12 protein-coding genes are annotated in these 12,656 nt (G+C 40.4%); 4 read left to right on the forward strand and 8 right to left on the reverse strand.

The features are described 5' to 3' along the window. Positions 1–250: 250 nt before the first annotated feature. The 8 genes from RB604_RS10790 to RB604_RS10825 form a co-directional block, all read right to left on the reverse strand. Positions 251–895, reverse strand: a complete 645-nt coding sequence (locus tag RB604_RS10790) for a DUF4252 domain-containing protein (RefSeq protein WP_025819642.1) — start codon at positions 893–895, stop codon at positions 251–253. Between the two features lie 16 nt (positions 896–911). After that, a complete protein-coding gene (locus tag RB604_RS10795) occupies positions 912–1,430 on the reverse strand; it encodes a PG0215 family putative anti-sigma factor (protein ID WP_055295564.1) in 519 nt (172 codons plus the stop codon). Continuing rightward, a complete protein-coding gene (locus RB604_RS10800; protein WP_007478282.1) occupies positions 1,411–1,926 on the reverse strand; it encodes a GFO_1088 family ECF-type sigma factor in 516 nt (171 codons plus the stop codon). Before RB604_RS10800 ends, RB604_RS10795 begins: the two co-directional genes overlap by 20 nt. 160 nt (positions 1,927–2,086) lie before the next feature. After that, positions 2,087–3,124, reverse strand: coding sequence for a recombinase RecA (recA, locus tag RB604_RS10805; protein ID WP_005924339.1), 1,038 nt, complete (start codon positions 3,122–3,124; stop codon positions 2,087–2,089). A gap of 52 nt (positions 3,125–3,176) precedes the next feature. Continuing rightward, complete coding sequence (gene bcp / locus RB604_RS10810) at positions 3,177–3,632, reverse strand: thioredoxin-dependent thiol peroxidase (RefSeq protein ID WP_005924336.1); 456 nt, start codon at positions 3,630–3,632, stop codon at positions 3,177–3,179. A gap of 14 nt (positions 3,633–3,646) precedes the next feature. Further along, entirely contained in the window at positions 3,647–4,672 is a 1,026-nt protein-coding gene (locus tag RB604_RS10815; RefSeq protein WP_005924333.1) for a radical SAM protein, read from the reverse strand. Positions 4,673–4,674: 2 nt separating this feature from the next. Beyond that, positions 4,675–5,868, reverse strand: a complete 1,194-nt coding sequence (locus tag RB604_RS10820; RefSeq protein WP_005924331.1) for a saccharopine dehydrogenase family protein — start codon at positions 5,866–5,868, stop codon at positions 4,675–4,677. Between the two features lie 95 nt (positions 5,869–5,963). Further along, positions 5,964–7,247, reverse strand: a complete 1,284-nt coding sequence (locus RB604_RS10825) for a hypothetical protein (protein ID WP_055295562.1) — start codon at positions 7,245–7,247, stop codon at positions 5,964–5,966. A 124-nt stretch (positions 7,248–7,371) separates the two neighbouring features. Between RB604_RS10825 and RB604_RS10830 the strand changes: the two genes are divergently transcribed. From RB604_RS10830 to RB604_RS10845, 4 genes are all read left to right on the forward strand, one after another. Beyond that, entirely contained in the window at positions 7,372–8,163 is a 792-nt protein-coding gene (locus RB604_RS10830) for an META domain-containing protein (RefSeq protein ID WP_005924326.1), read from the forward strand. Between the two features lie 555 nt (positions 8,164–8,718). Next, a complete protein-coding gene (gene dnaK / locus RB604_RS10835; RefSeq protein WP_005924323.1) occupies positions 8,719–10,638 on the forward strand; it encodes a molecular chaperone DnaK in 1,920 nt (639 codons plus the stop codon). Positions 10,639–10,841: 203 nt separating this feature from the next. Further along, positions 10,842–11,387, forward strand: a complete 546-nt coding sequence (locus RB604_RS10840; RefSeq protein ID WP_005795672.1) for a helix-turn-helix domain-containing protein — start codon at positions 10,842–10,844, stop codon at positions 11,385–11,387. Further along, positions 11,384–12,646, forward strand: coding sequence for a site-specific integrase (locus RB604_RS10845; RefSeq protein WP_129648986.1), 1,263 nt, complete (start codon positions 11,384–11,386; stop codon positions 12,644–12,646). Before RB604_RS10840 ends, RB604_RS10845 begins: the two co-directional genes overlap by 4 nt. Positions 12,647–12,656 lie beyond the last annotated feature (10 nt).

Here is a 12,656-nt window from a genome sequence, read left to right on the forward strand (position 1 = left end):
ACAGTTGTATTCATTTATATAGCATAGATTCCGATAGGAATAATTAAAAACCGAATAAGGTTTTGTATGTTCTACAGACATGCGAAACCTTATTCGGTTTTATATGTTTGGGGAGAATAAGTCTTATTTTGTTCCGATGAATTGGGACGAAGAGTTTCAAACGCTTGAAACCAGTAGTTCCAGTTAGAAGAATCAAGCAGTTCCAATAAGAAGAATCAAATCGTTTCAGTATACTGAAAAATCAATATTCTTAGAAGATAATGTACGATAATCCCATCTCTTCTGTCTCTTTTTGAAGTTTTTTCATTTCCTTCTTTAAATCTTTCAGCTCAGTGATGCCTTCTATCTTTTTTAGTTCGCCGAGGGCTATGCTGATTTCTTTGAATGCATTATTGATTTCATGGGTGGGAATGCTGAAGTAGGTATTGTCACTTGTCTTTTGCGATTTCATGATATTCTGAATATCTTTTATGGTCATGTCGCCTACTAACCGGACGTATTTTAACGTAGCGGCACCATCGACTACCATAATGAGATCCTGTACGGTTTCCCCCTTACGCTTTACATAAAAAGCCATACGCGAAACGATGCCTTTTTGTTTCATCAGCAATTCATATTTTTGTGCACGCACTACGCTTTCAATATCCCGCCGCATTTCTCTTTTTATACCATTATCCATTGTGGAGAGTATTTGTACCAACTCTAATTGTTTGGCAAGTTTCCCGACATTGACGTCTTTGGTATATAGTTCCGGATTCATCTCTATCATCGCTTTGGAGATGTAAACCGATGACACGTTGTTCATGTCACTGTATTTGGCAAACAGGCCTTGTGCCTGACAAAGCAGTGGCAGTAGTAATAATACGCCTGCAAGGAATAATCTGTTCGTTTTCATAATCATTAATGCTGTTCTATTGTAATTGTAGATCCTTTTTTATCTCTCTGTTTGTTCTTCTGATATCTTTTTGAGTGTCTATCATTTCATCTACTCCATTGTTCAATCCCATAGAAACTTCCATTAAGGTGGCCTGTAGTACTTCGTAAGCCACTTCCGGATCCGTAAAGGTTTCTTTAGGTTTCTCCATTGTGTCGCTTATGTTACTGATACTGTACCCGAGTCCGAACAACAATACTATGCTGGCAGCTATTCCACCAACCCAGCGCCAATTGCGCTTTGATTTATTTTTACGGAAAAAGTGTATTTCCTCTTGTTCTTTCGTGTCGATCATCCGGCTTAATTTGTCTTCCAGCCCTGCGGGTACTTCCACGGGTACATCTTTATGAAAGCAAAGAAATAATCTCTTATCTTTTTCCAGATGTTCAGGGACATTCTGTGTTTCGAAGTATTTCTTCAACTTTTCTTCTTGGTTCTCGCTGGTATTTCCTTCGTAAAATTCGGCCAGTAACCTTTCAATTTCTTCGACTCTCATAGTTGTTCAGTTTATTAAATTGTTCGCGAATTCTTTTTCTTGCTCTTGATAGTAGCACACGTATATTTATGGAATTTAGCCCGGTAATATGTTCTATTTCTTCATACGAGCATTCTTTTACATCTCTGAGTATGACCACTTTTTGTTGTTGCTCGGGCAGTTGCGCTATGATGTTTTTTACTTGCCGGACTTCATCCCGGGTTTCCATATCATCTGCCGGACAGGTATAATGGATACCGTTTAACTCTACTGTTTGTTTATTGGCAGTATATTTTCCTGAGCGTAAAAGATCAAAACACATATTTTTAACGAGTGTCACGCTGAATGCTTCCGGATTACTGATGATTGCCAATCCTTCCCGTTTATCCCATAGCTTTAAGTAAGCTTCCTGTACCAGATCTTCGGCATCGGCTTCATTTTCCAATAGCCGGTAGGCTATGTGGTAAAGTTTGCGGTGAAAAGGTAGAAATTCTTTTTTAAAACTCTCAGCGTCCATGGGCTTTTTAGTAGCAATGTGTTTATACCAGTAAGACGTAATCCGGTAGATGTTGTTACAAAGAAAAGAAAAATATTCTATAAATAAAAAATAAAGCTGCGCTGATAACGGAATATAAACCGGTATACAGTACAGCCTTAACTCTTTTAGTTTCTATAATTTACTTGTGTTCTTTCAGCTTTTCAAATATCAATGCTTCCAGTTCTTCAGCCAGTTCCGGATTATCAGCAATGCATTGTTTGGCTGCATCACGTCCTTGTCCGAGTTTGGTATCATTATAGCTGTACCATGAACCGCTTTTTTTGATGATACCCATCTCTGCTCCCAGATCAATGATCTCGCCGGAATGAGAGATGCCTTCACCGAACATGATATCAAATTCTGCTTTACGGAAAGGAGGTGCTACTTTGTTTTTTACAACCTTTACTTTAGTTTGCTTACCGATAACTTCTTCTCCATCTTTAATTTGTTGTGAACCACGAATATCCAGACGTACGGAAGCATAGAATTTCAGTGCATTACCACCGGTTGTTGTTTCCGGATTACCGAACATTACACCGATTTTCTCACGTAACTGGTTGATAAAGATACAAGTTGTGCGGGTTTTACTTACGGCAGAAGTCAGTTTGCGTAATGCTTGCGACATAAGGCGGGCTTGTAAACCGACTTTGTTATCACCCATATCACCTTCAATTTCTGCTTTAGGAGTCAGAGCAGCTACCGAGTCTACTACGATAATGTCGATTGCAGAAGAGCGGATTAGTTGTTCGGCTATTTCCAATGCTTGTTCTCCATTGTCCGGCTGAGAAATGAAAAGATTGTCTACATCTACGCCTAACTTGGCTGCATAAAAACGGTCGAAAGCGTGTTCTGCATCGATAAATGCTGCGATACCTCCTGCTTTCTGTGCTTCAGCAATGGCGTGGATAGCCAGAGTCGTTTTACCGGAAGATTCCGGACCGTAGATTTCAATTATTCTTCCACGGGGGAAGCCACCTACGCCTAATGCCGCATTCAGCCCGATAGAGCCGGTGGGGATCACATCTACCTGTTCAACAACTTCGTCACCCATTTTCATGATAGAACCTTTACCGAAGCTCTTTTCTATCTTGTCCATGGCAGCCTGTAAGGCTTTTAATTTTTCGCTTGATGCCATATTATTATCTGTTTCAAAATTAAGTTCATCTTTTTTTGCCATTTTTCTATTTACAATTTACTTGTTTACGATGTATGGTTAATGCTTTTTTTATTTATTGTAGAATTTGTGCAGCATGTTCTTTGGTTTTAACCTCTTTCGGGGTAATGATCCGTTCTATGATTCCTTCTTCGTTAATAAGGAAAGTAGTACGGAATGTCCCCATGTATGCACGTCCGTACAGTTTCTTTTCTCCCCATACTCCAAATTGTTCTACTAATTTCTTGTCCGTATCGGCAATCAGTGTAAAAGGGAGATTATTTTTCGCAATAAACTTTTGATGTGACTTCTCGTCATCTACACTTACGCCGATAACTTCATAACCGGCCTTACGCAGTTCCGAATAGTTATCACGTAAGCTACAAGCTTGTGCGGTACATCCGGAGGTATTATCTTTAGGATAGAAATACAACACGACTTTCTTTCCTTTATAGCTGCTCAGGCGTATTTCTTCGCCATTTTCGTTTACTCCTAATAATTCGGGAGCTTTATCTCCTACCTTTAATCCCATAATTATAATAAGGTTTATTTTACTGAATAGTTCATCTTTCTCGTCACATGTTTGGGTTTATCCAGTTTATTCTCTGTTCTGGAAAATAACTTTTGCAATATATACTTCCCCATTCGTTTTCGCCGGCAGTAAGATTCGAAAGTCTCTGTATGATAATCGAAATCTTCATTCCAACACGAGCGAGCCGATACATAACAGTAAGTCAGTTCTTCAAACGTTTTATCTTTATCCGGTGTTTCCTGTTCCAGTATTTGTAGGTTCTTATGCTCAGGAGCCATGCAGATGATTCCTTTTCGTTTACATTCTTCTACTAACGGATTGACTACACTGTCGAGCAATTCGGATATTTTCTGAAGGCTGAAGTTCTGATACTCGCTATTGCCTATTTCCTGTACAGGACGCAGCTGCAGGATGTTCAGAGGGATGTCTCCGAATACTTTCCAAAAATCTTTCAACTCTTCGGTGTTATCCTCATTCATCGTATAGTTAATGCGAATTCTGAAGTCCGGGTATTGTTTTTTAACCTCTTTCAAATTATCCAGCAGTTGCAGAAAAAGATCATATTTGCCGTTCGTCATTAAATGTTCGTACGTTTCTTTACGGATACCGTGTGTAGAAAGCGTAATTTCGTCCAGACCGGCTTCTGCCATGCTGAATAATTGTTCCTTTGTCAACAGATTACCATTGGTTGTGAGTGATATGTATGGCACATTGTATTGTTTGCCTAAACGAACGATACCAGTCAGATTTTTGTAAAGACTGGGTTCGGCACCACATCCTATCTGCAACTTTAATGCGCGGTGAAAAAGAGCTTTGGCAATGGTCTCCATGTCCTGTTCGGAGAGTATGCCATGCATCTCTTTTCTTTTTTCCTCATCGCTGAAATAACACATTTTACAACGGAAGTTACAACTTAATACCGGATCCAGATATATTCCTATATATCTTCTTCGGGCCGTATGCATTACATACAACCCGAGGAGTCTTGCTTTGGGACTTTTCAGTTTACCGAATAGTTTTAATAATCGATAGAAATCCATTCTTATAGTTCTAAGTCACCATCAAACACTTCATGCCAAGGCAGTCCCTGTTTGTTTAGTTGTTCCATAAACGGATCCGGATTAAACTCTTCCACATTGTTTACGCCCGGACGTTTCCATTCACCTTTGAAGAACATCATGGCACCGATCATGGCCGGCACACCGGTAGTATAACTTACTCCCTGCATTCCCGTCTCTTTGTAGGCTTCTTGATGACTGCAGTTATTATATACGTAGTAAGTTCGTTCTTTTCCATCCTTTAAACCACGGATACGACAACCGATGGAAGTTTCTCCTTCGTAGTTCTCACCTAAATCTTGTGGGTTAGGCAAAACGGCTTTGAGGAATTGTAGCGGAATGATTTCTACGCCATTGTAATTAATCGGATCGATACGGGCCATACCTATGTTTTGGATTACACGCAGATGCGTCAGATATTCCTGTCCGAAAGTCATCCAGAATCGGGCGCGTTTGATACTGGGGAAATGTTTTACCAATGATTCGAGCTCTTCGTGATAGAGCAAATATGAATCACGCGGACCGATGTTCGGATAAGTCAGGTCTTTGTGAATTTCCAACGGGCCGGTGGTTACCCATTTGCCGTTTTCATAATAACGGCCATTCTGAGTAATTTCGCGAATATTGATTTCCGGATTGAAATTGGTGGCGAATGCCTTGTGGTGATTACCGGCATTACAGTCAACGATATCCAGATATTGTATTTCATCAAAGTAGTGTTTTGCCGCATAGGCTGTATAAATACCACTTACCCCCGGATCGAAACCGCAACCGAGAATAGCTGTCAATCCGGCTTCCTTAAAACGTTCGTGATAAGCCCATTGCCAACTGTATTCAAAATGAGCCTCGTCTTTAGGCTCATAATTGGCTGTGTCCAGATAGTTTACTCCGGCTTTAAGGCAGGCCTCCATGATGGTGAGATCTTGATAGGGGAGGGCAACATTGATTACCATTTCCGGTTTGAAGTCATTGAACAAAGCTACCAGTTCATCTACGTTATCTGCGTCTACTTTAGCCGTTTTTATATCGGGATTGCCAATTGCTTTTACTATATCGTCACATTTGGATTTAGTACGGCTGGCAATCATGATGTCAGTAAATACATCGGCATTTTGTGCCACTTTGTGTGCAACAACGGTACCTACACCGCCCGCACCGATAATAAGAACTCTACCCATTTCTTTAATTAAGAATTTAAAATTAAGAATTTAAGAATTGTTTATGGAACAAATATACGGCATTATTTTCAGAAAACCGTTCCTACTTTCCTTATTTATTTATAACGAAGTAACCGTCCGCTTTCGAATTCCAGCATTTTCCGTGCATACAGCCAAGTCTCGAACCGGGTGTCTTGTTTGAATTCTATCTGGATGGGATTGCCGAGTGCCAGACGGCATTCATCGGTTGTCATTCCCTCTTGCACTTCGCCTTGAGAAATGAGCTTCCAGTTCTCCTCTGTGGTATGTGGATACTGTTTACGGATATCTCCAAAAGCCAGTAGATCTTCTATATAGTTTTCATTTTTGGTAATAATGTCATATTTCAAATCAACTTCAAGTTCAAAAATACTTCCGTTTACATCTTCAAGAGTTAATTTTGCTTTTGTCTCAGGGAGTTTTATCTCAATATCTTTTATATGCAGTGAAGTGTAACGTAATAAGCGTACTTGATTTTCTGTTTTCCTTCCGTCTACATTTATAAAACATTTCACACTCATTGTCTGTTTGGGATAAACAGCCATACCCGTGTATTTGTTTTTTAAGTTCTCTGCCGTTAGTGTTTGTCGGTTATTGAAAGAAAATGCATTCGGAAAATATTTCATTTTCTTCTCTGCCTGAAAGTCGGATTTATCCATTCCGGAGTTTGTTCTCGACAGGGCTACTTCAGTATAGTATGAATTGCCTGCCGTATCTTCGAAAACCACTTTTACGGGATGTGATTTACTTCCGACTCCGATATTTGTAATGGTTACTTTCTCATCTTTGGGGATGGTTATTGTTTTATAACCGGCATAACTGTTACTGTCATCTACCCGTGCAGTAGTAAAGTTTGTGTAAACAACTTTTCCGATAAGTAAATTTCGTGCAGTGTCTACGTCAGGTAGATATACCAGTCCGTTAATACTGGCATGAGGATTCCGCTCACAAATGTCATCAAGTCTCTGCCCCTTAAATTCATAATAGTATTTATTCCCTTCACAGCTAAAGATAAAACGGGTGGAATAATTGGTGCCTACATGAGTCTCTTTTGCTTTTTCTTCGATACCTTGAAACTCAAAGAATCTGTGTTTAAGTTTGCTGCTGTCCGCCTCTTTTCCGGTTTCATAAGAATTGAAGATAGGTACAAACAGATCGTTGCCATCGGGGATAAACATGAATTTCAATCCCGGTGTCCATTTGCATAAGGTTATTAACGGAAAATTACTTTCAACAAACCGCTCTTCTTCGCTCATATTACTGTCTGTCTGTTGAAAGGTTTTCACAATGTAATCATTTTGAGCAGTAATGGTTATCATTCCCGGAATGATAAAAAGTAAGATAAATATGGTTTCTTTCATCTTTAATTAGGCGTTAATGAACTATTGAATGGCTCGGACTGTTGATATTTGTTAGACAAATGTATGAACTTTATGTTATTTTCAATATATTTGCACCGATATTTAACTTAAACGTTATTGAATAATGAGAAAAGTAATTGTTTCTATTTTTATTGCAAGTGCAGCACTTGTAATGTTTTCTTGCCGTTCTTCAAAAGAGGCCCTCTCTTTGTCTTCTATGAACGGTGAATGGAATATTATTGAAATAAACGGTTCGGCTGTCGTGCCGGGTCAGGGTCAGCAACTTCCTTTTATAGGCTTTGATACCACTACTGGAAAAGTGTACGGATATAGTGGCTGTAATCGTATTATCGGTTCGGTTGATGTGAATGCCAAACCTGGTACCATTGATTTGGGGGCATTGGGGAGTACTCGTATGGCCTGTCCGGATATGACTTTGGAACAGAATGTATTGGGTGCCTTGGCACAGGTGAAAGGATATAAAAAAATGGGAAAAGAGAATATGGCTCTTTGTAATGCTTCCAATCGTCCGGTTGTTATCCTTGCAAAGAAAGCTGCCGATGTGAAGGTTGCGGATTTGCAGGGAGAGTGGAAAATTACGGATGTGAATGGTGAAGCCGTTCCTACAGGAATGGAAAAACAGCCTTTTATTGCTTTTGACGTAAAAGAGCAGAGAGTGCATGGTAATGCAGGATGTAACCTGATAAACGGCGGTTTTAAAACAGAAGAAGGAAATGCTCTTTCGATCTCTTTTCCGGGTATGGCGTCTACCATGATGGCCTGTCCCGATATGGAAACAGAAGGAAAAATCATGGGTGCACTGAATGAAGTGAAATCTTTTGGTAAGCTTGCCGGTGGCGGTATCGGACTGTATGATGCAAATGGAACATTGGTACTGGTACTTGTCAAGAAGTAGTCAATACTATATATAGAAATAATCTTGCTCTACACAAGTGGAGAGAAGAGATAGACCCGGATATGCAATGCATGTGTATCCGGGTCTGTTGATTTACAGACTTGGATGTATTATGTACTTATGGCTCTATCCTTAATTATAAAATGTAGGGCTTGTTTGAATTTTCCTCTCAAAATAATATTGGGCAAAATTTAAACAGACTCTATAATTTCTATAAAAAATGTACGGTCCGCCAGTATGGCAGTTGGGAGAGAAAGGCTGTTTGTTATATCTTCCCGTGAAGAAACATAATTTTATTTTTCCGTATCGAACCAGAGTCAGTTACATTTGTTGTATGAGTCAACTGCGGGTTATGTTTGCATCTATTGCACAAGCTATGTAGTTAAAAACTGTCTTTTTGGCAGAAAATATGTCACTGACTAATGTAATTTCCTTTTGGCATACGGTTTGTTTTTAGATTGTCGTCCGTTTGGAAGATACCCTTAGAAATAAGGAATAAGACAACAGCCGGACAAAAGGAAATTTGAATAATAATAATATAAAAGTATAAAGATTATGGGAAAAATTATTGGTATTGACTTAGGAACTACAAACTCATGTGTTTCCGTATTTGAAGGAAACGAACCGGTAGTAATAGCAAATAGTGAAGGTAAACGTACCACTCCTTCTATCGTTGCATTCGTGGACGGTGGCGAACGTAAAGTAGGTGATCCTGCTAAACGTCAGGCTATCACAAACCCGAAACGTACGATCTTTTCTATCAAACGTTTCATGGGTGAAAATTGGGATCAAGTACAGAAAGAGGTAGCTCGCGTTCCATATAAAGTGGTAAAAGGCGATAATAACACGCCGCGTGTCGACATCGACGGTCGTCTTTACACTCCTCAAGAAATATCTGCAATGATTTTGCAGAAAATGAAAAAGACTGCTGAAGATTATCTGGGACAGGAAGTAACGGAAGCCGTTATCACAGTTCCTGCCTATTTCTCGGATTCACAACGTCAGGCTACTAAAGAAGCTGGTCAGATTGCCGGATTGGAAGTAAAACGTATCGTAAACGAACCGACGGCTGCTGCGTTGGCCTATGGTCTTGACAAGGCTCACAAAGATATGAAGATTGCCGTATTCGACCTTGGTGGAGGTACATTTGATATTTCTATCCTTGAGTTCGGTGGCGGTGTGTTCGAAGTACTTTCTACAAACGGTGACACTCACTTGGGTGGTGATGATTTCGACCAAGTAATCATTAATTGGTTGGTTGAAGAATTCAAGAAAGACGAAGGTGCCGATCTTACTCAAGATCCGATGGCTTTGCAACGTCTGAAAGAAGCTGCAGAAAAGGCAAAGATCGAATTGTCTTCTTCTACAAGTACAGAAATCAACTTACCGTACATTATGCCGGTAGGAGGTGTGCCTAAACACTTGGTTAAGACTTTGACTCGTGCAAAATTCGAATCTTTGGCTCATAGCTTGATTCAGGCTTGTCTTGAACCTTGCAAGAAAGCTATGCAGGATGCCGGTTTGAATAATGCTGATATTGACGAAGTAATCCTTGTTGGTGGTTCTTCACGTATACCGGCTGTTCAGAAGTTAGTTGAAGACTTCTTCGGCAAAGCTCCTTCTAAGGGTGTTAACCCGGATGAAGTAGTAGCGGTAGGTGCTGCTGTGCAAGGTGCTGTTTTAACAGATGAGATTAAGGGTGTGGTGTTGTTGGATGTTACTCCGTTGTCAATGGGTATCGAAACCTTAGGTGGTGTAATGACTAAATTGATTGACGCTAATACAACGATTCCTGCACGTAAGAGCGAAACTTTCTCTACGGCTGCCGATAACCAGACTGAAGTGACCATTCATGTATTGCAAGGTGAACGTCCGATGGCTGCGCAGAATAAATCTATCGGTCAGTTTAACTTGACAGGTATTGCTCCGGCTCGTCGTGGTGTTCCTCAGATTGAAGTTACATTCGATATCGATGCCAACGGTATTCTGAAGGTATCTGCTAAAGATAAGGCTACAGGTAAAGAACAAGCTATCCGTATCGAAGCTTCCAGTGGTTTGAGCAAAGAAGAAATTGAAAAGATGAAAGCTGAAGCCGAAGCAAATGCTGAAGCTGATAAGAAAGAACGTGAAAAGATCGACAAGTTAAATCAAGCTGACAGTATGATTTTCTCAACTGAAAATCAACTGAAAGAATTAGGTGACAAGTTGCCTGCTGATAAGAAAGCTCCGATCGAAGCTGCTTTGCAGAAACTGAAGGATGCTCACAAGGCTCAGGATTTGGCAACTATTGACAGTGCTATGGCCGAATTGAATACTGCATTCCAAGCTGCAAGTGCAGAGATGTATGCTCAGGGCGGTGCCCAAGGTGGTGCACAAGCCGGTCCTGATATGAACGCCGGACAATCCGGTGGTGGTCAGTCCAACGGTGGACAGGACGAACATATTCAGGATGCGGATTTTGAGGAAGTCAAATGATTCCGATAAGGAAACAGATAACAAACAATAAGCAAAAGCGTGCAGCTCAATGAGTTGCACGCTTTTTGTGTTTATGGGGTTCATGGTTGCTATGCGTTTTCTATGGGCTTTTTTATCTCTTATTTGCGACATGTTTGCGACACGTCTTATTTGGCGATAAGGTACAACTTAGATTGATATAAACCATTTAAAACGAGAAGAATATGCCAAGAGGAAATTACACCATTCAAAGAAGTTGCGAGGAGTGTGGTAAAATCTTTACTCCTCCCACATTAGTGTCGAAGTATTGTTGCCCTGCTTGTTCCAAGAGGGCGTATAAGAAAAGACAAGTCGCAAAAGAGAAAGAAGCGATACGCCAAGCACTGATTAGGCGAATACCATCCAACAAGGGGTATCTAACCGTAAAGGAAGCCATGCTGATTTACGGAATTAGTAAAGACGTCCTTTATCGTATGATACGGCAAGGCTTGATACCGTCATACAATTTTGGCCAGCGTCTGATACGCCTTAGTCGGCAGTATATGGATGAACACTTCAAAACAAAGGCAGGGAGTAGAAAGAGAAAAAAGGAAGCATTGTCCTTTGAACCCAAAGACTGTTATACTATCGGAGAGATTGCCAAGAAATTCCATATCAATGACAGCAGTGTATTTAAGCACATACGCCGTCATTCTATTCCTACACGCCAAATCGGTAACTATGTTTATGTTCCCAAATCTGAAATTGATAAATTATACAAGTCGTTATGAAGAAAGCATTACCTAATACCAAAGTGACCGTCAAGCTCAGAAGGTCGAACTACAAAGAAGAGTGGTATCTGATTATAGAATCATACCCAGTTTATAAGCGAGGTTCAACTCGGGCAAGCCGTGTGGTAGAATCCATTAACCGGACTATATCTACACCCATTTGGGACAAGTCGTCCATTACACGTATCCTGCCTGATGGAACATTCAACTATAAGCCTAAGCGTGATTTGAATGGGATTATCCAATGCCGTTCAACGATAGACCAAGAGGCTTGCATCTATGCCGACAATGTTCGTAAGTTACGCCAACACGAATACGATAGTGCCATCCTTTACACTGATAAGGAAAACGAAATCGCAGCACAGAATGAGCGGAGCGAACAGGATTTTATCAAGTATTTCAATCGTATTATAAGTACACGTCATCCCAATAGTTCCGATTCGATTATAGTTAACTGGAGGCGTGTAGGCGAATTATTGAAAATGTATTCACAAGGGCAGCCAATTCCATTCAAGGCGATTTCCGTTAAACTGCTTGAAGATATAAAGATGTTCCTTCTCCGTGCCCCAATGGGAGGGAATAAGAAAGGTACTATCTCACAAAACACGGCATCGACTTATTTCTCTATACTCAAAGCCGGATTAAAACAGGCATTCATTGATGAATATCTGACCGTTGATATAAGTGCGAAAGTAAAGGGAATAACAAACATAGAGAAACCTCGTGTTGCGCTTACCATGAATGAAGTGCAGATGTTGGTTGATACTCCTTGCAAGGATGATGTTTTGAAACGTGCGTTCTTGTTCTCTATTCTCACTGGATTGCGGCATAGTGATATTCAAACTTTGAAATGGAAACAAATTCAGCAAACAAGCAAGGGCACATGGCAGGCAGTCGTAATTCAGCAAAAGACAAAAAGGCCCGATTACAAGCCTGTCATTCAACAGGCACTTCAACTATGCGGCATACGTCCAGACGATGATGAAGCACTTGTTTTTGAAGGATTGACTGATGCCTCTTGGATTTCTCGCCCGTTGAAAGTCTGGATAGAAGCATCCGGTATCAAGAAGCACATCACCTTCCATTGTGGCCGCCATAGCTACGCTTCGCTGTTGCTGGAAAATGGCGTTGACATATATACCATCAAGTCTTTGATGGGACATACTAACGTCAAAACCACGCAGATTTATACGCACATCGTAAACGAACAAAAAGAGAAAGCCGCCAATACGCTGCATATAGAAAATTTGGATTTATAGGTTGTGGTGG

This window comes from Bacteroides salyersiae (assembly GCF_031172035.1).
Taxonomy (GTDB): Bacteria; Bacteroidota; Bacteroidia; order Bacteroidales; family Bacteroidaceae; genus Bacteroides; species Bacteroides salyersiae.

Excerpts from the sequence above, each read along its gene's own strand:
- bcp (WP_005924336.1), bottom strand. The coding sequence starts at position 3,632 with ATGGGATTAAAGGTAGGAGATAAAGCTCCCGAATTATTAGGAGTAAAC.
- RB604_RS10825 (WP_055295562.1), bottom strand. The coding sequence starts at position 7,247 with ATGAAAGAAACCATATTTATCTTACTTTTTATCATTCCGGGAATGATA.
- RB604_RS10815 (WP_005924333.1), bottom strand. The coding sequence starts at position 4,672 with ATGGATTTCTATCGATTATTAAAACTATTCGGTAAACTGAAAAGTCCC.
- dnaK (WP_005924323.1), top strand. The coding sequence starts at position 8,719 with ATGGGAAAAATTATTGGTATTGACTTAGGAACTACAAACTCATGTGTT.
- RB604_RS10790 (WP_025819642.1), bottom strand. The coding sequence starts at position 895 with ATGAAAACGAACAGATTATTCCTTGCAGGCGTATTATTACTACTGCCA.
- RB604_RS10840 (WP_005795672.1), top strand. The coding sequence starts at position 10,842 with ATGCCAAGAGGAAATTACACCATTCAAAGAAGTTGCGAGGAGTGTGGT.
- RB604_RS10800 (WP_007478282.1), bottom strand. The coding sequence starts at position 1,926 with ATGGACGCTGAGAGTTTTAAAAAAGAATTTCTACCTTTTCACCGCAAA.
- RB604_RS10830 (WP_005924326.1), top strand. The coding sequence starts at position 7,372 with ATGAGAAAAGTAATTGTTTCTATTTTTATTGCAAGTGCAGCACTTGTA.
- RB604_RS10845 (WP_129648986.1), top strand. The coding sequence starts at position 11,384 with ATGAAGAAAGCATTACCTAATACCAAAGTGACCGTCAAGCTCAGAAGG.
- RB604_RS10820 (WP_005924331.1), bottom strand. The coding sequence starts at position 5,868 with ATGGGTAGAGTTCTTATTATCGGTGCGGGCGGTGTAGGTACCGTTGTT.
- recA (WP_005924339.1), bottom strand. The coding sequence starts at position 3,124 with ATGGCAAAAAAAGATGAACTTAATTTTGAAACAGATAATAATATGGCA.
- RB604_RS10795 (WP_055295564.1), bottom strand. The coding sequence starts at position 1,430 with ATGAGAGTCGAAGAAATTGAAAGGTTACTGGCCGAATTTTACGAAGGA.